This is a genomic window from Paraburkholderia franconis, assembly GCF_009362735.1.
GTDB lineage: Bacteria > Pseudomonadota > Gammaproteobacteria > Burkholderiales > Burkholderiaceae > Paraburkholderia > Paraburkholderia franconis.
The window spans coordinates 196952-218350 of sequence record NZ_WHNP01000001.1 but is presented as its reverse complement, the minus strand read 5'-3'; the positions used below and the strand labels follow the sequence as shown (position 1 = coordinate 218350).

The 21399-nt window shown below is 59.1% G+C and carries 22 protein-coding genes and 3 pseudogenes; 15 read left to right on the top strand and 10 right to left on the bottom strand.

The genetic code is table 11. The features are described 5' to 3' along the window. Positions 1–2 precede the first annotated feature (2 nt). Both arsN2 and GCT13_RS01010 read right to left on the bottom strand, forming a co-directional pair. Complete coding sequence (arsN2, locus tag GCT13_RS01015; RefSeq protein WP_152754913.1) at positions 3–461, bottom strand: arsenic resistance N-acetyltransferase ArsN2; 459 nt, start codon at positions 459–461, stop codon at positions 3–5. Between the two features lie 6 nt (positions 462–467). Beyond that, a complete protein-coding gene (locus tag GCT13_RS01010) occupies positions 468–1694 on the bottom strand; it encodes an MFS transporter (RefSeq protein ID WP_321574144.1) in 1227 nt (408 codons plus the stop codon). A gap of 173 nt (positions 1695–1867) precedes the next feature. Between GCT13_RS01010 and arsH the strand changes: the two genes are divergently transcribed. The 3 genes from arsH to GCT13_RS00995 are packed head-to-tail and all read left to right on the top strand — an operon-like array spanning position 1868 to position 3450. Continuing rightward, positions 1868–2641 carry an arsenical resistance protein ArsH gene (gene arsH, locus GCT13_RS01005; protein WP_152754912.1) on the top strand — a complete coding sequence of 258 codons (774 nt, stop codon included), beginning with the start codon at positions 1868–1870 and terminating at the stop codon, positions 2639–2641. 5 nt (positions 2642–2646) lie between these two features. Then, on the top strand, positions 2647–2979 hold the full coding sequence (locus tag GCT13_RS01000; RefSeq protein ID WP_152754911.1) for an ArsR/SmtB family transcription factor: 333 nt from the start codon (positions 2647–2649) through the stop codon (positions 2977–2979). Next, positions 2980–3450 carry an ArsI/CadI family heavy metal resistance metalloenzyme gene (locus GCT13_RS00995; RefSeq protein ID WP_152754910.1) on the top strand — a complete coding sequence of 157 codons (471 nt, stop codon included), beginning with the start codon at positions 2980–2982 and terminating at the stop codon, positions 3448–3450. 114 nt (positions 3451–3564) lie between these two features. Here GCT13_RS00995 and GCT13_RS00990 read toward each other — a convergent pair whose 3' ends face one another. Both GCT13_RS00990 and GCT13_RS00985 read right to left on the bottom strand, forming a co-directional pair. After that, positions 3565–3906 carry an ArsR/SmtB family transcription factor gene (locus tag GCT13_RS00990; protein ID WP_152754909.1) on the bottom strand — a complete coding sequence of 114 codons (342 nt, stop codon included), beginning with the start codon at positions 3904–3906 and terminating at the stop codon, positions 3565–3567. Between the two features lie 148 nt (positions 3907–4054). Next, positions 4055–4545: pseudogene (locus tag GCT13_RS00985) on the bottom strand (winged helix-turn-helix domain-containing protein); the annotation flags it as partial. 81 nt (positions 4546–4626) lie between these two features. Between GCT13_RS00985 and GCT13_RS00980 the strand changes: the two are divergent. From GCT13_RS00980 to GCT13_RS00955, 6 genes and pseudogenes are all read left to right on the top strand, one after another. After that, positions 4627–5142, top strand: coding sequence for an arsenate reductase ArsC (locus tag GCT13_RS00980; RefSeq protein ID WP_321574125.1), 516 nt, complete (start codon positions 4627–4629; stop codon positions 5140–5142). A 28-nt stretch (positions 5143–5170) separates the two neighbouring features. Then, the gene (locus tag GCT13_RS00975; protein ID WP_152754907.1) at positions 5171–5671 is read left to right on the top strand and encodes an arsenate reductase ArsC; all 501 of its coding nucleotides are present in this window, start codon (positions 5171–5173) and stop codon (positions 5669–5671) included. Further along, positions 5668–6423, top strand: coding sequence for an aquaporin (locus tag GCT13_RS00970; protein ID WP_152754906.1), 756 nt, complete (start codon positions 5668–5670; stop codon positions 6421–6423). The genes GCT13_RS00975 and GCT13_RS00970 overlap by 4 nt, the downstream gene beginning before the upstream one ends. Before the next feature lie 233 nt (positions 6424–6656). Next, positions 6657–7025, top strand: coding sequence for an arsenite efflux transporter metallochaperone ArsD (gene arsD / locus GCT13_RS00965; protein ID WP_152754905.1), 369 nt, complete (start codon positions 6657–6659; stop codon positions 7023–7025). A gap of 9 nt (positions 7026–7034) precedes the next feature. Continuing rightward, positions 7035–8784 (top strand): annotated as a pseudogene (arsA, locus tag GCT13_RS00960) (arsenical pump-driving ATPase). 43 nt (positions 8785–8827) lie between these two features. Then, positions 8828–9214, top strand: a complete 387-nt coding sequence (locus tag GCT13_RS00955; RefSeq protein ID WP_152754904.1) for a DUF2703 domain-containing protein — start codon at positions 8828–8830, stop codon at positions 9212–9214. Between the two features lie 152 nt (positions 9215–9366). Here GCT13_RS00955 and GCT13_RS00950 read toward each other — a convergent pair whose 3' ends face one another. Genes GCT13_RS00950 through GCT13_RS00940 form a run of 3 tightly spaced genes read right to left on the bottom strand, consistent with a single transcriptional unit; the run spans position 9367 to position 13206 of the window. Continuing rightward, positions 9367–10716: a sigma-54-dependent transcriptional regulator gene (locus GCT13_RS00950; protein ID WP_152754903.1), complete on the bottom strand. Its 1350-nt coding sequence runs from the start codon at positions 10714–10716 to the stop codon at positions 9367–9369. 14 nt (positions 10717–10730) lie between these two features. Next, entirely contained in the window at positions 10731–12188 is a 1458-nt protein-coding gene (locus GCT13_RS00945; RefSeq protein ID WP_152754902.1) for a sensor histidine kinase, read from the bottom strand. A gap of 10 nt (positions 12189–12198) precedes the next feature. Then, on the bottom strand, positions 12199–13206 hold the full coding sequence (locus GCT13_RS00940; protein ID WP_227746687.1) for a PhnD/SsuA/transferrin family substrate-binding protein: 1008 nt from the start codon (positions 13204–13206) through the stop codon (positions 12199–12201). Between the two features lie 46 nt (positions 13207–13252). Between GCT13_RS00940 and GCT13_RS00935 the strand changes: the two genes are divergently transcribed. Further along, positions 13253–13777, top strand: a complete 525-nt coding sequence (locus GCT13_RS00935) for an arsenate reductase (azurin) small subunit (protein WP_152754901.1) — start codon at positions 13253–13255, stop codon at positions 13775–13777. A gap of 16 nt (positions 13778–13793) precedes the next feature. After that, positions 13794–16271 carry an arsenate reductase (azurin) large subunit gene (locus GCT13_RS00930; protein ID WP_152754900.1) on the top strand — a complete coding sequence of 826 codons (2478 nt, stop codon included), beginning with the start codon at positions 13794–13796 and terminating at the stop codon, positions 16269–16271. 147 nt (positions 16272–16418) lie between these two features. On the opposite strand, the gene GCT13_RS00925 is transcribed toward GCT13_RS00930, so the two are convergent. The 3 genes and pseudogenes from GCT13_RS00925 to GCT13_RS00915 form a co-directional block, all read right to left on the bottom strand. Then, positions 16419–16949, bottom strand: a complete 531-nt coding sequence (locus tag GCT13_RS00925; protein ID WP_227746686.1) for an aspartate carbamoyltransferase — start codon at positions 16947–16949, stop codon at positions 16419–16421. 120 nt (positions 16950–17069) lie between these two features. Beyond that, entirely contained in the window at positions 17070–18347 is a 1278-nt protein-coding gene (locus tag GCT13_RS00920; RefSeq protein ID WP_152754899.1) for an MFS transporter, read from the bottom strand. A gap of 170 nt (positions 18348–18517) precedes the next feature. Next, positions 18518–19387: pseudogene (locus GCT13_RS00915) on the bottom strand (MBL fold metallo-hydrolase). A 69-nt stretch (positions 19388–19456) separates the two neighbouring features. Here GCT13_RS00915 and GCT13_RS00910 point away from each other — a divergent pair. From GCT13_RS00910 to GCT13_RS00895, 4 genes are all read left to right on the top strand, one after another. Beyond that, positions 19457–19798, top strand: a complete 342-nt coding sequence (locus GCT13_RS00910) for an ArsR/SmtB family transcription factor (protein WP_152754898.1) — start codon at positions 19457–19459, stop codon at positions 19796–19798. Further along, positions 19788–20222, top strand: a complete 435-nt coding sequence (locus GCT13_RS00905) for a YeeE/YedE family protein (RefSeq protein WP_152754897.1) — start codon at positions 19788–19790, stop codon at positions 20220–20222. The genes GCT13_RS00910 and GCT13_RS00905 overlap by 11 nt, the downstream gene beginning before the upstream one ends. 1 nt (position 20223) lies before the next feature. Then, positions 20224–20655, top strand: a complete 432-nt coding sequence (locus GCT13_RS00900) for a DUF6691 family protein (protein ID WP_152754896.1) — start codon at positions 20224–20226, stop codon at positions 20653–20655. Between the two features lie 359 nt (positions 20656–21014). Beyond that, positions 21015–21362 carry a carboxymuconolactone decarboxylase family protein gene (locus GCT13_RS00895; protein ID WP_152754895.1) on the top strand — a complete coding sequence of 116 codons (348 nt, stop codon included), beginning with the start codon at positions 21015–21017 and terminating at the stop codon, positions 21360–21362. Positions 21363–21399: the final 37 nt, after the last annotated feature.

The following is a 21399-nucleotide window of genomic DNA, read 5'->3' as shown; positions in this document are numbered from 1 at the left end:
CGCTACTGCATAGAAATGCGCTTGGTCATACATACGGCGCTCGCTGGACATAGCATTGAGAATTGCGTCGTTTGCTTGACGGCAAGCGGCACAGATTCGCGACTGACCAACTGATACGCATTGCCCTGAAAGAATAGGCTTGCCGTGTTCGTGAGCAGGTACAGCTCTTCAATGCCCTCTTGCCTTGCAGCGTTTTCCACTGCGGTAACGAGCGCATGGCCTATCCTCGCCCCGCGAGCATCCGCCACGACAGCGAGTGAACGCAGCAGGCCAACCGGACCATATGTCTCGATTCCCACGCATCCAGCAATCGCATCCCCGTCGTTCGCGGCCACCAGAAACTGTATGGGCGCTGTGTCCGATACGTCCTCGACTGGAAGACTGCACCCAGCTAGCAGCTCTCGTATCGCCTTCATGTCTTCGGGGCGAGCACTACGAATTTTCATGTCGAGGTCATCCATTGGAATTCAATCGTTGACGAGCGTGTGAGAGCCGGGATGTTGCAGGCACACTCTAGCGCGTCGCGCAGAGCGCATGGCAAGGATAAACGCCCCTGCCGACATCGAGGACACCAGCAGAATCACCCATTCGACCGGGACGTATCTTTGCTCGATGCTCCATATGGCCGCAGCCGAAATCGGTGCAATCCCTTTCGCGATGTTTGACGGCATCGAAAGCAAACCGCTGACTCCTCCATATCCTTCTGTCCACATCACATCCTGCACAATGGTCCCGCGCAGTATCGTCATCATGCCGTTGGCGCCGCCATACAGAAGCGCAAAGAGAATCAGCAAAATCGGCGAAGTGCTCGCAAGCAGGAGTACCACCACCGATAGCGGGAACACGGTCGTCACGACGATGCCAACGACAGCAGGCCTGACATTGCGGCCAACGGTAAACCAGAGGGCTCGCGCAACCACCTGGGCCGGTCCGATGAGGGCCATCGTGGTCAGAATCACTGCGTGTGACACGCCGCGTTCTGTCATCAACGGTACGAGATGGAATGTCAAAGCCGCGAAGGTCGCGTAGTACGCAGTGAAACACACCGCGAGCCCCCAGAAGGTCGGCGTTCGCAGCGCGCGGCGCGTTGATGCCCGATTCGTCTCTTTCAGCCTGAGCCGGTCGTCGGCTGGTGTCGAATGACCGCTGCCTCCGCGTATCGCCGCCATATGTATCGGTAGCGCGATGACGATGTTGCACGCCGCGAGCGCGACCAGCGCGCCACGCCACTCGAACCAGCTGACCAGGCCCTGCGTCAACGGGATAAACACGGTACTGGCGAAGCCAGCCACCAACGTGATGAGCGTTATCTTCGTTCGGAAGGTTGCAGGATAGTCCCGCGTCACGATGGCGAACACCGGGTCATACAGCGTGGCGGCCATCGCGATACCCAGACCCGTCCAGACAATAAAGAGGGTACTCAGGGATTGCGCCTGCGACCACAACAGCAGCATTGCAGCGGACAGAAGGGAGCCGGCCACCATGATTTTCCGGCCATGACCATGGTCAATCAGGGCACCAAGAGGATACGCGGCAAGCCCCGAAACCAGCAGACCCAGTGACAGCGCTGCGTTGGTCTGCGTGCGCCCCCAGCCCATCGACTGTTCCATAGGAACAACGAAGAGCGAGAAGGCGTAATAGACCGAACCCCACGAAACCAGTTGTGCGACGGCGAGCGCCGACGTTGCAACCACGCCGCATCTTTCCGGCTTCGGCGCGCGGTTACGCCCGTCGAAATTCGTGCTGGACGTCAATTCGTCGAACTCCCGAACAGTTCCAAGTTGTACTGCTTTCAATTGTACTTGCAATTTCTCGATATTTCCATAAACTTGGAAATATCAAAGATTGACCCAGACTTTCACCAACCATGACCCTGTCCCGCTCTACCGAGTCCTCACTTCCCGCAGCCAAACCTGAATTCCTGGATACGGCAATTGCTGCGCGTCTTGGCATGCCGGACGCCGAGCCTGTGCGCATCCTGCTGCTGTACGGCTCTCTCCGCCAACGTTCGTATTCACGACTGCTTGTCGAGGAAGCCGCTCGTCTGCTTCAGCTCTTCGGCGCAGAGACGCGCGTCTTCGACCCGCGAGACCTGCCATATCCGGATGCGGTCGAAGGCAACGGCCATCCCAAAGTCAAGGAATTACGCGACCTGTCGGTGTGGTCTGAAGGACAGGTCTGGTGCAGCCCGGAACGTCACGGCACGATTTCCGGCGTCATGAAGACACAGATTGACCAGTTACCGCTGTCGATGGGCGGCATTCGTCCCACTCAGGGGCGAACGCTCGCCGTCATGCAGGTTAGCGGCGGGTCGCAGTCGTTCAACACGGTGAACCAACTGCGTCAGCTGGGCCGGTGGATGCGCATGTTCACCATCCCCAACCAGTCGTCAGTCGCGAAGGCGTACGAGGAGTTCGACGAGGAAGGCCGCATGAAGCCGTCCTCGTATTACGACCGCCTGGTCGATGTGATGGAGGAGCTTGTGAAGTTCACGTTGCTGCTGCGCGGCAGGTCGGACTATCTCATCGACCGCTACAGCGAACGTGTGGAAGCAGGACGGCCGCTTGACCCCACGACGGACCTGGCATCGCTGGCGATGGGGCTTGGCGAATCGGCTCCTTCGCAGGAAGACATTGAGTAAAACCTATGGCCACCATCGATTCGAAATCAGCAGTCAAGGCGCTTGCGGCACTGGCGCAGGAATCACGCCTTGCGACGTTCCGGCTACTGGTTACAGCAGGTCCTGTGGGCATGAGCGCGGGTGCTATCGCCGAAGCGCTTGGACTCCCGTCGCCAAGTCTTTCATTCCATCTGAAAGAGCTGAGCTACGCGGGCCTGATTGAAGGCCGGTCGCAGGGGCGACACGTTATCTACAGCGCCAGCTACAGCAACATGCAGGCGCTTATCGATTTTCTGCTCGAGAACTGTTGCGCGGCTCAACAGGAATGCGGCTGCGCATCGAACGCAACGGAGGCGTAAATGAAGCGATTCCATGTGCACGTCATAGTCCCGCAGCTCGACGAGAGCGTGCGGTTTTACAGCGGGCTCTTCGGTGCCGAGCCCACGGTGCTGAAAGACGATTACGCCAAATGGATGCTGGAAGACCCGCGTGTGAACTTCGCCATCTCCGCCCGGGACGGGGAAGTCGGGGTGAATCACCTCGGCTTCCAAGTGGATAGTGACGAAGAACTGAGTGCGTTGCACGAGCAGGTCACGGCTGCGAACGTCAACCTCATTGAGCAGCGGGGGGCGCAATGCTGCTACGCATCGTCCAACAAATACTGGAGCCAGGACCCTGCTGGTGTCCCGTGGGAGACGTATCACACGTTGGACGACATCCCGCTATTTGGCATGGATAGCCATGACGCGGCAACCACAAAGGAAGCGTGTTGTGCCCCAGCTACTGCCTCAATTCCCGCGACCATCGGTCGGTCAGTCCGCTGCGGCTAACCCGGTGATTTCGCGTTTAACGCCCGACACATAGTTGAGCGGTTGAGGGAACGTCGACAGCAGGAGGCACCGGCATGTGAATACTGCTGCCGACACGGATCGGGACAGGCTGCTTCAGGCCGTCACCGGCTTGCACTTCACCTTCTTCTTTGGTGCGCAGGCTGCAGACTCCACACCCTGGCAGCAATTCTCGGTCAGAAAGGAAACCAGGTCGTTCATCTGGTCGATTTCTGGCGCGTAGTAGACAAACCGTCCCTCCTGGCGTGAGGAAATGAGGCCGGCGTGTGTCAGTTCTTTCAGATGAAAAGACAAGGTCGCACTGGCCAAGTCGAGCTGCTCCTGAATGACACCCACGCTCAGTCCATCCGGACCGGCTGTCACGAGCAGTCGAAAGATACCGAGCCGCGTCGGCTGGGCTAACGCAGATAGGGCTTTAATGGCGTCTTTTTCCTTCATGATTCGAACGTCGTGGAAACTAAGCGACGATTCTAAACCTATTGAGATAACGGTGGCACGACGGGTTTTTTGGGTGGGATGGTGTTCTCGCCGCACGGCGATGGAATGAAGAGACGGCCTTGCCGAGCCTATGACGGCCGCCGTACGGTTATGCCGCGCTATCAATGCGTGTCGTAAGCGGCACCCGGGTCAGCCGATAGCCGCTTCCACGTACTGTCTCGATGACAGCGTCGTATCCGAACGGTCGAAGCGCTTCTCGTAGCCGCTTGACATGCACGTCGACAGTCCGCTCCTGAATGTAGGTGAGGTCACCCCAGACGTGTTCGCGAACAGTGTCCCGGCTGTGAACGCGCTCTGGGTGGCGAAGAAATGCAGAAGATTGAACTCAGTCGGGCCGAGCGGTACCTGAAGTTCGTGACCTTTATCATGCACGTACGCACGGTGCGTTGCCGGATTCAGTGTCAGCCGGTCGATTGACACCGGGTCCTCCGCAGAGGGCAATTGCCGGCGCATGACCGCCTTGATGCGCGCAACCAGTTCCTTTGGTGAGAAGGGCTTCGCCATGTAGTCGTCGGCGCGCGCATCGAGCCCGTACAACGTGTCTTCTTCCTCTGTCCGGGCAGAAAGCATGATGCAAGGCTTGTCGCACATCGACTATTCCATTATATTGGAGATGTCGATATATAAACCTGCCGGCACCGAACCCAGCTGGAGAACTCCGTGACTGAACAGCGCAAATACAACGTCCTCTTCCTGTGCACGCATAACTCTGCACGTTCCATCCTTGCGGAAGCAGCGCTCAACGCGCGTGCTGGCAACCGGTTTGTCGGGTACAGCGCCGGCAGCCACCCAGGTGCAGGACCCAATCCGTTTGCGCTGGAACTGCTGCGCTCGCTGGATATTCCGACGGACGGCCTGCACAGCAAGAGCTGGGACGAGTTTGCAAAAGATGGCGCCCCGAAAATCGACTTCGTCATCACAGTCTGTGACGACGCTGCGGGCGAGGTGTGCCCGATTTGGCCGGGGCATCCGGCAAAAGCCCACTGGGGGGTGGCGGACCCCTCAAGAGCCGAGGGTGGCGACGATGAAAAGCGTGCCGCGTTCCATCGTGCGTACGCTCAACTTTGCAGGCGGATTGACATGTTCACGAATCTGCCGCTCGACAACCTCGAGCATGGCACCTTGCAGCACGAAATGCAGAACATTGGCACGTCCCTGCGTGAGAAAGGGGAGTAACGCGTCCGCGTCTAAAACAGAGGATGACATGAACGACAAGGTCTACAACGTGCTGTTTCTCTGCACGGGCAACTCGGCGCGAAGCATACTGGCTGAGGTTCAGTTGAATGCACTGGGCGGCGGACGCTTCAAAGGCTACTCCGCTGGCAGTCATCCAAAGGGGAAAATCAATCCGCTGACGCTGAAGCTTCTGCAGCAGATGAGAATTCCGACCGAGGGACTTCGGAGCAAGTCATGGGATGAATTCGCGACCCCGGAAGCGCCCGTGATGGATTTCGTCTTTACCGTATGCGACGCCGCAGCCGGCGAGCAATGTCCAGTATGGCCGGGTCAACCCGTTACGGCACACTGGGGTGTCCCGGACCCGGCCGCCGTGGAAGGCTCCGACGACACGAAAATGCGCGCCTTCAAGGATGCTGCGGCTACGTTGCGCAAGCGAATTGAACTCTTCAAGAGCCTGCCGCTGGCATCGCTCGACCGCCTCGCCATCAAGAAGGAAGTCACTGATATCGGGAAGTCCGTGCCATGAGATTGCGTCAAGCTGTCGTCGCCGAGTTCCTTGGCTCAGCCCTGCTTCTCGCGACGGTCGTTGGTTCCGGCATCATGGGTGAGCGGCTTGCCAGTGGCAACGTCGCAATCGCCCTTCTTGCCAATACGCTGGCCACAGGCGCAGGTCTCGTAGCGTTAATCGCCACATTCATCAACATCTCGGGCGCGCACTTCAACCCGTTGGTGACGCTCGCCGAAGTCTGCCTCGGCAAACTGCGCTGGAAGCATGCGGGAGCGTATATCGCAGCACAGGCTGTCGGCGCAATCGCGGGAGTAATAGCTGCTCACGGGATGTTCAACCTGCCCCTGATAGAGACCTCGCATCATGTGCGAACGGGGCTATCGCAATGGTGGAGCGAGGTCGTCGCGTCGTTCGGCCTGCTCACCGTCATTCTTAACGTGGCGAAGCGGCGTATCGAATTTATTCCGGCAGCCGTAGGCGGCTATATCACCGCTGCCTACTGGTTCACGGCATCGACCTCGTTTGCCAATCCTACTGTCGCCATCGCGCGTTCGCTTACGGACACCTTTGCGGGCATCCGGCCCGTCGATGCGCCGGGCTTCATCGTGAGTGAACTGGTCGGCGGTGCGCTCGCAGTTCTTCTGTTTCGTTGGATGGAGCAGGCGCATGTGCTGCCGGGAACCACTGCCGCGACCGACCATAAGGCAGATGCGACCGCTGGCGCTGCGCGGCAGCATGACGAGCCGGCAAAGCAGACGGACGAGGCGTAACTCGGGTATCCGGGCTCCTGTTGACTCGGCGCAAGCGCTTTCCGTCGCGGCGCTCTAGCTTATACGGATTGACGAAGCCGCCACTGACATTCTGTGCAACGTGGATTCAAGTCACATGAGCGCGTTCGTTCGTGAACCCGGACGCAACCTGCCGCAGTTCACTGACATCTGTCCGCAGAAGCGCGCCTGTGTCTGGAGACCGCCGAATCCTCACTACCACGATGGTGCCCATCATGAAAAACCTTGAAGTATTTGACCCCGCCATGTGCTGTTCAACAGGGGTGTGCGGTATCGATGTCGACCCGGTGTTGGCGCAGTTTTCGGCAGACCTGAAATGGGTCGAAGCGCACGGCGTTTCCGTGATTCGGCACAATCTGGGCCAGGACCCGCAAGCCTTCGTGAGCAATCCGGCCGTGGTCAAGGAACTCGAAGCTGGCACGGACCGCCTACCCATCATCTCTATCGACGGGCACATCGCATCTACCGGAATGTATCCATCGCGGCAGCAGTTAGCCCAGAAACTGAGCATTACGCTGACGACGGATGAAAAGCCCCGCGTCAAGCTGGGTAGTTGCTGTTCGCCGGATTCCGGCTGCTGCTAAGGAGCATCCATGCCTCTGCCCGATACTCAGACTCGATATGTTTTCTTCACGGGAAAAGGCGGCGTCGGCAAAACGTCGCTCTCATGTGCAACCGGTCTGGCGATGGCAGATGCTGGAAAAAAGGTGCTTATCGTTAGCACCGACCCCGCTTCCAACCTCGACGAGGTGCTGGGTGTCAGCCTGAGTCAGGTCCCCAACTGCCGTGCCGGGTGCCCCCGGACTGTACGCACTGAACATCGACCCCGAGGTCGCTGCACAGGCCTATCGGGAACGTATGGTGGCGCCTTATCGGGGTGTCTTGCCGGCAGCCGCCATCCGAAGCATGGAAGAGCAGTTTTCCGGTGCGTGTACCGTCGAGATTGCTGCTTTCGACGAGTTTTCCAAACTCCTCGGTGATGCAGCAACGACGGCGGATTTCGACCATGTGATTTTCGACACGGCGCCGACCGGACACACCCTTCGCCTGTTGACCTTGCCTTCAGCGTGGAACGAATTCATCTCGTCGTCGACGGGAGGCGCGTCCTGTCTTGGGCCGCTGGCAGGTCTTGAAAAGCAGAAGTCTCTTTACGCGGCGACCGTCGAGCGCCTGTCATGCGCCGAGGACACGACAGTCATTCTGGTGAGCCGACCGGAAACCGCTTCCCTGCGAGAAGCCAACCGCACGCGCGGAGAGCTGGCAGAACTGGGGGTCCGCAACCTGATGCTGGCCATCAACGGCATATTCACAACCGACCAGCAAGACGACGCCATCGCGACAGCGATGCGCGAGCGCGCGAAATCGGCGCTCGCGGATATGCCCCGGGGGCTGGCCGTTTTGCGGCAGACACGGATACCTTTTCTCCCTCGTGGCGCGGTTGGCCTGGACGCATTGCGTGAGATGGCGCACCCCGAAACTGTTGAGCTACCGACTCTCCACCGAATGCCCGAAACGGCTGTGCCGCCGGGGCTCGGCGGTTTCGTTGAGGAGATGTCGAAGATTGGCCATGGCGTCATCATGACCATGGGCAAAGGCGGTGTGGGGAAAACCACTGTTGCCGCCGCGATTGCGGTTGCGCTTGCCAGAAAAGGACATAAGGTCGTTTTGTCGACAACCGACCCGGCCTCTCACGTGGCCGACGCAATTGACGGCGCGGTGCCTGGGCTAACCGTCACCCGTATCGACCCATCACTGGAAGTCAGGCAATACACGGAAGAAGTGCTGGAGAAAGCCGGCCATCACCTCGATGCTGGCGGTCGGGCCATGCTTGAAGAGGACCTGCGCTCACCATGCACTGAGGAAATTGCGGTTTTCAGGGCGTTCGCGCGAACGGTAGACGAAGGCACGACGGGATTCGTCGTACTGGATACGGCACCCACAGGGCACACCATTCTGTTGCTAGACGCAGCGGAGGCATTCCATCGGGAAGTGATGCGAACGCAAGGCGATATGCCCGAGGCAGTCCGTCAGCTGCTTCCCCGTTTGCGCGACCGGGACTACACGCGAATTCTCATCGTCACCCTGCCAGAAGCGACTCCGGTTCACGAGGCTGAACGCCTGAGAGCTGATTTGGCACGAGCGGGCATTGAGCCTTACGCATGGGTCATTAACCAATCCCTGTTGGCAAGCGGCACCACAAATCCGATTTTGTGCCAGCGTGGAACTTATGAGGTTCCTTTCATTCGCCGCGTCGCGGACACCTTGTCGCGACGGACCGCCTTGATCCCGTGGCTTGCCGAGGCGCCCGTCGGCGAAGTCGGTCTGAAGCACATGATTCGCTAGCGCGCGCAGCTGAAATCGTTAGCGTTACTCAAGGAGAAACGCCATGAAGAAGCTCCCTATTGTCTGGCAACGACTTGTCACCGGTGGGACCACATGCCCGCGTTGCGCAGGGACTGGGGAACAGGTCGAGCGAGCACTCGAGGAGTTGCGCACGACGTTACTGCCACTCGGCATCGAACCGGCATTGGAAACACGGTCCATTGACGAAGCGACATTCAAGGCCAATCCTTCCGAATCCAATCGTATCTGGATTGCCGGAAAGCCAATGGAAGAATGGCTGAAGGGCTCAGCGGGCACCAGCCGTTGCTGTTCTGTTTGCGGAGATTCCGAATGTCGCACCGTCAACATCGAGGGCACTGCCTACGAGGTCATTCCGGAGGCTCTACTTGTTAAAGCCGGCTTGATAGCCGCGTTGACCACAAGTCTTTAGCAAACCAGTAGTGTCGGCGCTTAATAGCGGCTGTGACTTTGTTTCGCAAACCGAATATTGGCAGGCCCGGCGCCAGGTCCAATGTGCCCTCGGATTTCAAGCGCTGCACCGTCCCCATCCACACTCGTACAAGGTCCTTTAGGCGCTTGCCGCTACTTTGACGCGAGGATGTGCGGTTCAGCCGCTATCGCATGCCGTCGCATCTTTTCCCACAGGCTTTTCCTGGAAATACCCAAGGCGTTGGCGGTCTCCGAGATGTGACCCTGATGCTGCAACAGCGCTGCGCGAATGAACGCGCTCTCGCATGCAGCCATATAGCCCTCGAGCGGGGTATCCATGTTGGGTGGCGGCACAGCCTGAGCACCGTCCTCTTCGAAAATGTCCGAAGAAAAGAGCATGTTCCCTGAGCAGACAATGCACGCCCGCTCGAGGCGATTCTGCAGTTCCCGGACGTTGCCCGGCCATCCGTAGGTAGCAAGTCGGGCCTCGGCTGACGGATGGAAAAGCTTTATAGGCTCCCCCAGACGGCCCGCGATGTCACGCACGAACCGGTGCGCAAACCACAGGACATCGTCCGGCCGGTCGCGTAGCGCCGGCACGCGTAACTGCAAGATATTGATGCGGTAAAACAGGTCTTCCCTGAATTTCCCAAGACGGACCAGCTCCGCCAGGTCGCGATTCGTCGCGCAGATGAGGAGGAAGGTGGTTTCAACCTCCCGCTCGCCCCCGACCCTGGTGATACGACGCTCCTGAAGAGCACGCAGCAGCTTGACCTGCATCGACAACGGCAGGTCGCCAATTTCGTCAAGAAAGAGCGTGCCGCCTTCGGCCTGTTCGAAGTAGCCCTTCTTCTGCCGCTCGGCACCAGTGAACGCACCTCGCTCATGACCGAAGAATTCGGATTCAAGGAGCGTATCAGGAACCGCGCCACAGTTGACGGCAACAAACGGCAGCGTTTCGCCCGGCGAATGACGGTGTACGAACCTTGCCACGACCTCTTTTCCAACACCGGACTCGCCAGTAATCAGAATCGACCTCGCTCTGCCGGCAATCCGGGGGACCATTTCGGCTAGTCGCCTCATCGCTTCCGATACGCCGAGTTCGCTCTGCGCCGGCATGGCCTGGTCGGGGATGCCCGTACCAGTGAGAAGTCGGACCTTCTCGACAAGCGCCCCAATATCGAACGGCTTGGTGACGTAGTCGGCGGCGCCGCTTTTCAGGACAGAAACAGCGGTTTCCACCGAGGCGTACGCAGTGATGAACACGAATGGCGGTACGCCCACGCGCGTCGCCTTCGCCCGGGAAAACAGCTCTTCGCCTGAGATATCAGGTAGCCGGATGTCACTGATGACAGCCTGATACGGCCTGCTACCAAAGGCATCCAATGCCGATTCCCCGTCGATGTGCCAATCGACCTCAAATCCCTCCAGCCGGAAACGGTCCGCGAGCGACTCGCCCATGATGGGGTCATCCTCGACAACACAGATGAGCGTGGTCCCCATGACTGCTCCCATTCTTATGATGAACTCACCGGTATCAGCACGAAGATGCACGTCTTCCCCGGTGCGCTATCGACCGAAATTGTGCCGCGAAGCTGGGTAACTATCTGATAGCTAACCCACAGCCCAAGGCTGTATGACCGTCGGCCTTCGGTCCTGGTGACAGCGCCAAAGGGCTCAAACAGATGCTCCATCGCGGCGCCGCAGATATGCTGGCCGGTGTTCGCCACTCTTATTTCGAGTCCCGCGACGCTTACTGCTGCGAGGCAGTCGACCCGTCCTCCGACCTCAACCGCCTTGGCAGCGTTAAGCAGCAGGTTGAGGACCAGCTGGCGCACAAGATGTCCCGGTAGCGAGATAGCTTCGTCCAGGTCGACTTCCCAGTGAAACACGGCCTGCTTTGCCTGAATCTGTGGTGCTATCAGCAGTTTCAGGTCCTGCCAGTCGGATACGCTCATTGCCGGAGAGTCAAGGCGCGCCTCGAATAGCAGCGCGCCCACCGTCGAGCGGATTTGGGCAAGGCCGCGCTCCAGGAGCCCAAGGGTCTTCCTGGTCTGTGCATCGGGTTCGCCGTGGGTGTTGAGGGTGTCGATAGCGTTGAGCATCCCGCCAAGCGGATTGTTAATCTCATGTGCGATGCCGGCGGCAACTTGTCCCACAGCCGCCAATCGCTCCGACACGACGACCTCACGCTCCAGTTCCTGTTTTTGCGCGAGTTCACCGAGCATTGCCTGGAACTGCTGTTCCAGTTGCCCGATTTCGTCGTTGCTCTGCCCGGTAATGCCCGCACCCAACTTTGCCGGATGCTCTTTTCCAACGCGAGCCATGGCAGCCGCAAGGCGAAGTAACGGCTTGGCCATCCGGTCACCCCATATCCAGCCCAGGGGGATGAGTAGCAGCAACGCGGGAACAGTCGCTGCCCCAAGCTTGAGCAGCGTTGACCGCATCCGGCCATAGTACGCATTGGCGTCATACACGAGGACAACGTAGCCCAGCCTGCTACTGTCATCGGAATTGACCTGCATGCCGGCGGTCACGTCGCGGTCCGCGAACAGTCCGGGAAAGTCGAAAAAGAACGAAGCACCATCATTGCGTAAGCGTGAAATGGCCATAGCAAATTGAGGCTGAAGTTTCGCGACTGGCGTCTGAATGGGGTCTTTGCGCGGCGAGGTGGACACGTAGACGCGCGACCGTGCATCGAAGACAACGATTTCCTTCAGTGCGTTCGTCGGCTCCCTGACCGCCACTGGCGTGCGAATCACTTCAAATGCCCGCCACAGGTCGTCTTTCATCATGGGGTCGCGCACGGACAACGCGAGCACGCGACAGAGATTTTCTGCACTGCTCTCCAGGTCACGACGGGCATCCGAGACCGCGACACTAACGAGAGCCACGGTCACGAGCAACTCGGTCAACAGAATGACGCCGCTGAGTGCCAGCGGAATCTTGTAGCGGTAACTGACACGAGTGAGCATCTGTGCGGCCCTACACCGGTCCGGTGTTGAGGATGGATACCAGACGGCGAATGCCGTCAAACACCTTGTCGTCGTCAGGGAAAAAGCCTTCCAGATTCAACCGTCGCAGGACCGCCTGACCGTCGGCGCGCTCTTTCATCCCGAGCAGCGCGCGTTGGATTCGAAGGAATGATTCTTCGTCGAGCGAACGACGCGCGACAATCGGCGGGAAACCATAGTGCGGAGAACGCCACGCCACGCGCACGTCGCGCGTGCGCTCCGGATATTGCTTCTCGATAGTGTCGTAGACGTATCCGTCTATCTCGCCAGCGTCTGCAAGACCTGAGGTCACTGCATCTACGACCTTCCTGTGCGCATACGTGAAGAAGAATTTCCTGAAAAAGCGCGTCGGCCGGATACCCGCGCGCATGAGTTCGGTAGCAGGCACGAGAAAGCCCGAGTTGGACTCCGGGTCGCTAAAAGCAAACACGCGGTCGCGGAGCTGCGTGATGTGGGTCGTATGCGTATCGCTCTTCGGGACTATCAGGTATGACTGATAGAGCGGCTGCCCTGCGTAGTCCGGTATCGCCATCAGGCGCATCGTCTGCAAATGCGTCACGTAGGGGAAACCACATACCCACGCGACGTCAAGCCGGCCGTCGGCGAGCAGGTCGTCGATATCGCGGTAGGCATTGCGCTGCACAAACCGCACTTCGGCGCTGCACGGTTCCTCGAGTTCACGACTCCATTCGTTGAGCAGGTTGATTTCGTTATCGAGGATGACTCCCGTCGTGCCAAAGGCCACAAGAGGATTTTCGCTACCGCTCGCGAAGCGGAGTGACGAAAGAAACGGCAAGCCCAGCGCAAACCGCAGAACCTGTCGCCGCCGGGTGTTACGAAGTGGTGACATAACGGCCCACTCCCCGTTGGGAACCGTTACCGGACGGTAATGGTGAATAGCAGCAAAACCATGGCAATCCTCAAGGCACGCGCCCCTTGGCAGATAGCGAAGCGCTTGGCATATGTCTTGCCGTTGCATTCGATGCTAATGACAACAGCAGCAAGATTCAAGCGAGGAGATGACCATGGCCGAACTCAAAATCCAGCGCCGCACATTCCTGAAACTCAGCGGCGGTTCGATTGCCGCGACCGCAGTGTCTGCGCTGGCATCGAACGTAGCGACTGCCGCGAATCCCGTCGATACCAGCCGTACGACACTTCCTTATCCGAAGAAGGCATTGGCACAACTGGGGCACATGACTGTCAACAGCCCGGTCGCTTTCACCTATCCCGACGCGTCTTCGCCGTGTACGGCCGTCAAGCTCGGCAGTCGTGTGCCGGGCGGTGTCGGCCCGGATGGAGACATCGTGGCTTACAGCGCGATGTGTACCCACATGGGCTGCCCGGTGGCGTACGAGCCCACGACGAAGATATTCAAGTGCCCTTGCCACTTCAGTATGTTCGACGCCGAGAAGGGCGGACAGATGATTGCCGGGCAGGCAACAGAAAACCTTCCACGCGTGCGTCTTCACTACGACGAGAAGACTGGCACTGTGTCGGCCGTCGGAATGGACGGTCTGATTTACGGCCGCCAGGCTAACGTTCTTTGAGTTCGAGGAGCTGAAAATGGCTAAGGACAACGACCGCATTGTGCTACCGCCGGTCACGGCCCAGCGAACGAACATGACGTGCCACTTCTGCATCGTTGGCTGCGGGTATCACGTGTACAAGTGGCCCGAAGGCGAAGAAGGTGGACGCGCGCCAAACCAGAATGCGCTAGGCGTCGATTTCCGGAAGCAGGTTCCGCCGATGCAGCTCATCATGACGCCGGCGATGGAAAACGTAGTCACTGACCGCGACGGCTCCCGCAAGACCATCATGATTGTCCCGGACAAGAGCTGTGTCGTGAACAGCGGCCTGAGCTCGACACGCGGCGGCAAGATGGCAACCTACATGTATGCGCCGGATGGCCTCACACAGGAACGCCTGAAGAATCCGCGCATCTACGTCAGCGACCAGTGGGTCGACACGACCTGGGACGAGGCGATGGCCCTCTATGCTGGTCTGATGAAAAAGGTGCTCGACAAGGATGGACCGAACGGCATCGTGTTCTCCGCCTTCGACCATGGCGGAGCAGGCGGTGGATTCGAGAATACCTGGGGCAGTGGCAAGTTGATGTTCACGGCGCTGCAGACGCCGATGGTGCGTATCCACAACCGGCCGGCCTACAACTCGGAATGCCATGCCACTCGCGAGATGGGCATCGGCGAGCTGAACAACTCGTACGAGGACGCGGAACTGGCCGATGTCATCTGGTCCATCGGCGCGAATTCCTACGAGACCCAGACGAACTACTTCCTCAATCACTGGGTGCCCAACCTGCAAGGTTCGACCGTCGACAAGAAGAGGAAGTGGTTCCCCGGCGAATCAACACCGAAGACCCGAGTAGTATTTGTCGACCCGAGACGTACGCCCACCATCGCAATCGCCGAGCAGGTCGCGGGCAAGGACAACGTTCTTCATCTCGACATCCAGCCAGGCACCGACATCGCGCTGTTCAACGGCATCTTCACGTACGTGGTCCAGCAAGGGTGGATTGACCGCGATTTCATTGCGGCGCATACGAATGGCTTCAACGATGCGGTGAAGGCGAACAACCTGTCGCTCGACGAAAGCAGCAGGATTACGGGTGTGTCCGTCGACAAAATCAGGACAGCGGCAGAATGGTCCTATAAGCCCAAGGCACCCGGCCAGATGCCCAGAACGATGCATACGTATGAAAAAGGCATCATCTGGGGCAACGACAACTACCTGATTCAGTCATCTCTCGTTGACGTCGTTCTTGCGACCCACAACGTCGGTCGGCGCGGCACAGGGTGCGTCCGCATGGGCGGCCACCAGGAAGGCTACACGAGGCCGCCATATCCGGGAAACACGAAGATATACATCGACCAGGAACTCATTAACGGTAAAGGCCGGATGATGACCTGGTGGGGATGCAACAACTTTCAGACGAGCAACAACGCGCAAGGACTGCGCGAAGTGGTTCTGCGTCGCTCGCAAACCGTGAAGGATGCAATGCAGAAGGCGCGTGGCGCGAGCACGGAACAGATGGTTGATGTCATCTATGACGCGACGTCCAAGGGCGGGCTATTCGTCACCAGCATCAACCTCTATCCGACGAAACTCGCCGAAGCCGCTCATCTGATGTTGCCCGCTGCGCATCCTGGCGAAATGAACCTGACCTCCATGAACGGCGAGCGGCGGATGCGTCTGTCCGAGCGGTTCATGGACCCGCCCGGAACCGCAATGCCAGACTGCCTTATCGCGGCGCGGGTGGCTAACTCATTGCGCGACATGTACACGAAGGAGGGCAACACGAAGATGGCGTCGCGGTTTAACGGCTTTGACTGGAAGACTGAGGAAGATGCCTTTAACGACGGTTTCCGCCGGGCCGGACAGCCCGGTGTAGAGAAGATTGACAGCCAGGGTGGCAGCACCGGCAATCTCGTGACCTATGAACGTCTGCGCATCATGGCCAACAACGGTGTTCAGTTGCCGACCAAGGCGTGGGAAGGCGGAAAACTCGTCGGCACGGAGATGCTCTACATGGATGGCAAGTTCGACACGCCCGACGGCAAGGCGCAGTTCAAGCCGTCACCGTGGCCGGGCCTGCCGAAAACCGTGGCGGACCAGAAAGCGAAATACCGATTCTGGATTAACAACGGCCGGACCAACGAGGTGTGGCAGACGGTCTATCACGACCAGTACAACGAGTTCGTGCGCGCGCGAGACCCGATGGCCTATATCGAGCTGAATCCGGGCGATGCGCAGGGACTCGGCATCAGTGCCGGCGACATCGTTGAGGTTTTCAACGATTTCGGGTCGACGTATGCGATGGCGTATCCGGCAGCCGAAATCAAGCATGACCAGACGTTCATGGTGTTCGGTCACATCAACGGCATCCAGGACAACGTGACGACTACGTGGACCGACCGCAACATCGTTCCGTACTACAAGGGCACGTGGGCGAACATCCGGCGTGTCGGCTCGATGGAGGACTACAAGCGAACCGTCAGCTTCAAGAGCCGCCGCTACGTTTAGGGTGGGAAGCGGCCGGCGTCATGCCGGCCGTCCAATCTTGCTCAGTTCGACGGGCAATTTGTCCCGATTTCGCAAGCCTCCAACAGGAGGTAATTCGAATACTGACGAGAGCATTTGAGCTACCAATTTCGCAACGGAAAACGTGGTTTACTGCATCGTCATATTGTGGGCACCATGATGATGCTCATCGCCTTCCCTTGCATTAGGTCCGTGGTCGGACAGCTGCGCATCAAACCATTCATGCAACGCGTTCACGAGCTTCTTGTCCGCAGAGCGGTAAGTCAATTCTGCCCCCGCATGGACGTCCTTGTATTCAATCTCGATTTGCCCGGGCTTGGCTGCCTTCAGTTCGACAAGGCCCGGCATCGCCTGACCGTGGATGTGCGTGGGCCCCGAAAAGTCCCCATTGCGAAATTGCTGCTGTATGGTGCGTAGATGTCCACGCACCAACGCAATTTGCCGTGCATCGGACACGTCCTTGACGAGGATACTCTGGACGCCTCCGTCCCTCGTCTTGGTGAAGAAGTGCGTCGTCGCGTTCAGGCTGAACGGCATCACGTCTGTACTCCGTTCAGCTATCTGGGCCTGGCGCTGGACATCCAATGAATGAGCTCCGTCCGCATTCGTAACCAATGCGAAGACGACAGTTGCGAGCAGAATGTGCTTACGGGTTTTCAAGTGAGCTCTCCAATCTCAAGGCTATTGCATCATCCGCCGAAATCGTTTCCTATGGATGCTCGGTCACAGGTTGCTTATGCCTGCCCGCACGAATGCAGCGCGGCGACCGGACTTCGGTGTTCAGTCGACGGGGTTCAAACGCGGGTGAGTCTCTTCGCCCCAGATGTAAAGTAAGAGCCCTGACAGAAACATGGCTCCCGCGACAAACCAGAACGCGCTTTGAACGCCACCGCCCAGCGCAGCGGTAAGGCCCAGGCCCATCCCTCCGATGCCGTACCCCAGGTCACGCCAGAAGCGATACATGCCGATGGCCGAAGCACGCCAGTTCGGATGTGCGATGTCGGCAACCGCCGCGCTCAGGTTCGGATACAGCATTGCCATTCCAAGTCCCGCTATCGCCGCCGAACCGCTCCACCAGGTGGAGCCCGTTCGGAGCGGCATAAGGGCGACATCCACCCCGCAAATCCACATGCCAAAGGTAATCAGCAGATGACGTCCCACGCGGTCGGATAGTTTTCCGGTGAACAACTGGGCCGCGCACCACGTAAAGCCGTAGACGCCCACAATCCAGCCAATGCCTGGCAGGCTCACGCCACGTTGGTGCAGATAAACCGGCCAGAACGCCCAGACTAGCGCATCCACGAACTTCTCAACCATTCCAGCCAGGCTGAGCGCTGCCATGCGACGGTCACGCCAGGACATGAGCGCAAACATTTCTGCCGTATCAGGCTGAGGCACCACGGTTGTGGGGTATCTCGGTCGCAACGATGCCGGAGTCAGGCTCCGATGGCGCTTCATTTCATCGTGCGCCCAGGGAAGCGTTTCAACGACCGACAGCCAGGCCAGCATCGTCGCAAGGCCGATGACCGCACTGCCAAACCAAAGCAGTCCCTGACGCGGGCCAAGCATCGATGCAAGGTAACCTGTTGCGACGCCCGCCAGCGCAACACCAACGTAACCAGAAAATTCATTGAGCCCGATGACAAGCCCGCGCTGGTCAGCTCGCGTCATGTCGAGCTTCGCCGTTTGCGTCATGGACCAGGTGAGCCCCTGATTGATACCCAGCAGAATGGTGGCGAGCACGACCCATGACCAGCTCGTTGCGAAATACACCAGGAGAGGGATAGGCAGCGCAACGAGCCACCCGAGCACCAGGACGCGCTTGCGCCCCATCACTTCCGCCATGCGTCCTGCGACGAAATTCATCGCGCCCTTCACGAAACCAAATGCGACGACGAACGCCACCAGCAGCATGAACGACCCGCGCGGCACGCCGAATTCGGACTCTGCCAATGCGGGAACCACGTTTCGCATCATGCCAATGGTCATGCCGACCAGCAGCACCTGAAGCAGCAGCTGCAGGAACTGTGTCAGATTTATTCGGATGCCGAATTGCATGGTACGACTCACGAGAAACAGGAGACTTCGAACTTCAGCTGGTGCCGCAGGCGGTTTGTCTGACTAAGCGGAATCGATGAAAACGACAAATCGACTCATCGTCGCTCCTGGCTCGCCGCACGCGCAGGCGACGCGCCGGTCCGGTATCGCCGTGCATACCCGGTCACTCATCAGATGGTATTAAGCGGAATTTTGAGGTACCGCACTCCGTTCGCTTCCGGCGGGGGAAACTCTCCGGCCCGGATGTTGACCTGCACCGAAGGCAATATCAGGGTGGGCATCGCAAGCGTCGCATCCCGCGCCTGTCGCATCGCCACGAACTGGTCCTCACTCACGCCGTTGTGCACGTGAATGTTGCCTTCGCGCTCAGCACGAACCGTCGTTTCCCACGCAGGTTCACGTCCTTCGGGCGGATAGTCGTGGCACATGTACAGGCGCGTGTCTGCTGGCAGGTCCAGCAGCTTGTGGATGGAGCGATAAAGTTCGTGAGCATCGCCGCCCGGAAAGTCACAACGCGCGGTGCCGACATCCGGCATGAAGAGCGTGTCGCCGACAAATACGGCATCCCCAATCTGGTACGCCATGTCGGCTGGCGTGTGCCCCGGCACATGAATCGCCTTTCCGGTAAGGTCGCCGATGGCGAACGTCTCGCCGTCTTCGAACAGGTGGTTGAACTACGACCCCTCCAGCCGGAACTCCGGTTCGAGATTGAAGAGCTTTCTGAACACGCCTTGCACACGACGAATATTCTCACCGGTAGCGATACGGCCACCCAGCCGACGCTTCAGATACCGCGCGGCAGAGAGATGGTCGGCGTGGGCGTGCGTCTCCAGAATCCACTCGACGCGCAGTTCATGCTCGCGCACGAAAGCGATGACCTTGTCGGCGCTTGTCCTCGACGTGCGCCCCGCCTTGGGGTCGTAGTCAAGAACTGAATCAATGATGGCGCACTCGGGACGCCCCGTCTCATAGACCACATAGGTCACCGTCCACGTTGCAGGGTCGAAAAACGGGTGAATGGTCGATGAACGTCTCCTCAGATGCAAACATTCTATTCACACACATTATATTTTTCAATATACTATCGTTGTGTATATTGTGAGCATCCTATGAAACCGTCCCATCCGACCATTGACCTGACCACGATGCAGGCGGCCGCGTCAAGCGCATGCGCCTTGCTAAAAGTGCTCGCCAATCCGGACCGTCTGCTGCTGATGTGCCAGCTTTCTCAAGGGGAGTTGTCCGTCGGCGAGCTGGAAGAACAGCTGGGCATCCGGCAGCCGACCCTTTCGCAGCAGTTGGGCGTGCTCCGTGAAAACGGTCTCGTGGCGACGCGCCGTGAAGGCAAGAGCATTTTTTATTCGGTGGCGAGCCCGCAGGCACTTGCCGTCATGGCCGTGCTGTATGAACAGTTCTGCGCCAATCATTCAGGGGCAAATCATGCTGATTGACCTCACCCATTTCACGCCCGGCCTGTCGCTGACGGGAGGCCTCCTCATCGGCTTGGCGGTGGCCATGCTGGTGCTGTTCAACGGCCGCATTGCCGGCATCAGCGGCATCTTCGGTGGCCTGCTGACCTGGCCGCGCAATGACGTCGGCTGGCGCCTTGCATTTCTCGCCGGTCTCGTTGGTGCCCCTGTGATTGCTGGCCTGCTCGGCAAGCCGGCACATGCGGATATCGAGGCGACCTGGGGCGAAATCCTGGTCGCCGGATTTCTCGTGGGCATCGGCACGCGCTACGCCAGCGGCTGCACCAGCGGCCACGGCGTGTGCGGCCTCTCGCGCGGGTCCATCCGCTCGCTGGTCGCAACCGCGACCTTCATGGTAGCGGGTTTCCTGACCGTCTTCGTGCACCGACATCTGATTGGAGGCTGACATGGCGACCCTCATCGCACTTCTCGCAGGCCTGCTTTTCGGGTTGGGTCTGATGCTTTCCGGCATGGCCAATCCGTCCAAGGTGCTGGGTTTTCTCGACCTTGCAGGCCGCTGGGACCCATCTTTGGCGTTTGTGATGGCTGGCGCCATCGTAGTCGGGTCGCTTGCATTCTTCTTCGCCGGGCGCACCAGGAAGTCGTTCCTTGGGTTACCGATGCAGCTCCCAGCCAGCACAACCATCACGCCGAGGCTCGTACTGGGCAGCGCCGCCTTTGGTACCGGCTGGGGTCTGGCTGGTTTCTGCCCAGGTCCCGCACTGGTGGCGTTCGGTGCGGGCTATCCGAAGGCCGTCGGCTTTGTCGCGGCCATGGTTGCGGGCATGGCCGTCTTCGAGCTCGTCGAGCGCGCGAAGTCAACCATGCAGCAAGCGTAAAAACGCATCAAGAGACCTGCCATTGCCTGGATGTCGCCGTCTTCCTTACCCTGCACACGGCCAAAGTGGAAGACGAGTCCATCGGTCTGACCGACATAAGGAGGACATAAGGAGGCACGCCAGTCGTCGTCGAGCGCACCGGGGTAACCATTTCGCGCTACTTTGCGCTAAATCATAACCACGCACACAGCGACGAGCAGAAGTACATCAGTACAGGCAGATGCCTGCATCTGGACCGGTGCATCCCGATTGTGACTGGATTGACATTGACTGGTCAGACCGTTGCCCGACGCCCTGGCGACCAGGGCTGTGCAGCGTAGTCCGGGAACGGGTGCGCTTTTCTGGACCGAGGAGGATTTATGAGCGGCATTCTGGCATTCAAGGAAGCGGTCAAAGATGTCTCTGAGCACATGCGCAGTCTGCGTGAGACCCAGCCTGACTTGATGACGGCATTCGGCCAACTGGCAGCCGCCGGTACGAGGGAAGGTGCGCTGAACAAGAAGACGCGCGAACTGGTGTCGCTAGGAATTGCGGTCGCTTGCCGCTGCGATGACTGCATTGCCTTTCATGTGCAGGCCCTTGTCAAGCTGGGCACCTCGCGAGCCGAACTGGAGGACGTGCTCGGCACAGCCGTGTACATGGGAGGCGGACCTTCCATGATGTACGCCACGCACGCCCTCGCGGCTTTTGACGAGTTCTCTTCTTGATGCAGTTTTGCTTCACCGATACTGCGGGGTGTCGTCG

What these genes read in the sequence shown, in the direction of transcription:
- arsN2 (WP_152754913.1), bottom strand. Translation starts at nt 461, where the DNA reads ATGGATGACCTCGACATGAAAATTCGTAGTGCTCGCCCCGAAGACATG.
- arsH (WP_152754912.1), top strand. Translation starts at nt 1,868, where the DNA reads ATGACCCTGTCCCGCTCTACCGAGTCCTCACTTCCCGCAGCCAAACCT.
- GCT13_RS01000 (WP_152754911.1), top strand. Translation starts at nt 2,647, where the DNA reads ATGGCCACCATCGATTCGAAATCAGCAGTCAAGGCGCTTGCGGCACTG.
- GCT13_RS00995 (WP_152754910.1), top strand. Translation starts at nt 2,980, where the DNA reads ATGAAGCGATTCCATGTGCACGTCATAGTCCCGCAGCTCGACGAGAGC.
- GCT13_RS00990 (WP_152754909.1), bottom strand. Translation starts at nt 3,906, where the DNA reads ATGAAGGAAAAAGACGCCATTAAAGCCCTATCTGCGTTAGCCCAGCCG.
- GCT13_RS00975 (WP_152754907.1), top strand. Translation starts at nt 5,171, where the DNA reads ATGAACGACAAGGTCTACAACGTGCTGTTTCTCTGCACGGGCAACTCG.
- GCT13_RS00970 (WP_152754906.1), top strand. Translation starts at nt 5,668, where the DNA reads ATGAGATTGCGTCAAGCTGTCGTCGCCGAGTTCCTTGGCTCAGCCCTG.
- arsD (WP_152754905.1), top strand. Translation starts at nt 6,657, where the DNA reads ATGAAAAACCTTGAAGTATTTGACCCCGCCATGTGCTGTTCAACAGGG.
- GCT13_RS00955 (WP_152754904.1), top strand. Translation starts at nt 8,828, where the DNA reads ATGAAGAAGCTCCCTATTGTCTGGCAACGACTTGTCACCGGTGGGACC.
- GCT13_RS00950 (WP_152754903.1), bottom strand. Translation starts at nt 10,716, where the DNA reads ATGGGGACCACGCTCATCTGTGTTGTCGAGGATGACCCCATCATGGGC.
- GCT13_RS00945 (WP_152754902.1), bottom strand. Translation starts at nt 12,188, where the DNA reads ATGCTCACTCGTGTCAGTTACCGCTACAAGATTCCGCTGGCACTCAGC.
- GCT13_RS00940 (WP_227746687.1), bottom strand. Translation starts at nt 13,206, where the DNA reads ATGCAACGGCAAGACATATGCCAAGCGCTTCGCTATCTGCCAAGGGGC.
- GCT13_RS00935 (WP_152754901.1), top strand. Translation starts at nt 13,253, where the DNA reads ATGGCCGAACTCAAAATCCAGCGCCGCACATTCCTGAAACTCAGCGGC.
- GCT13_RS00930 (WP_152754900.1), top strand. Translation starts at nt 13,794, where the DNA reads ATGGCTAAGGACAACGACCGCATTGTGCTACCGCCGGTCACGGCCCAG.
- GCT13_RS00920 (WP_152754899.1), bottom strand. Translation starts at nt 18,347, where the DNA reads ATGCAATTCGGCATCCGAATAAATCTGACACAGTTCCTGCAGCTGCTG.
- GCT13_RS00910 (WP_152754898.1), top strand. Translation starts at nt 19,457, where the DNA reads ATGAAACCGTCCCATCCGACCATTGACCTGACCACGATGCAGGCGGCC.
- GCT13_RS00905 (WP_152754897.1), top strand. Translation starts at nt 19,788, where the DNA reads ATGCTGATTGACCTCACCCATTTCACGCCCGGCCTGTCGCTGACGGGA.
- GCT13_RS00900 (WP_152754896.1), top strand. Translation starts at nt 20,224, where the DNA reads ATGGCGACCCTCATCGCACTTCTCGCAGGCCTGCTTTTCGGGTTGGGT.
- GCT13_RS00895 (WP_152754895.1), top strand. Translation starts at nt 21,015, where the DNA reads ATGAGCGGCATTCTGGCATTCAAGGAAGCGGTCAAAGATGTCTCTGAG.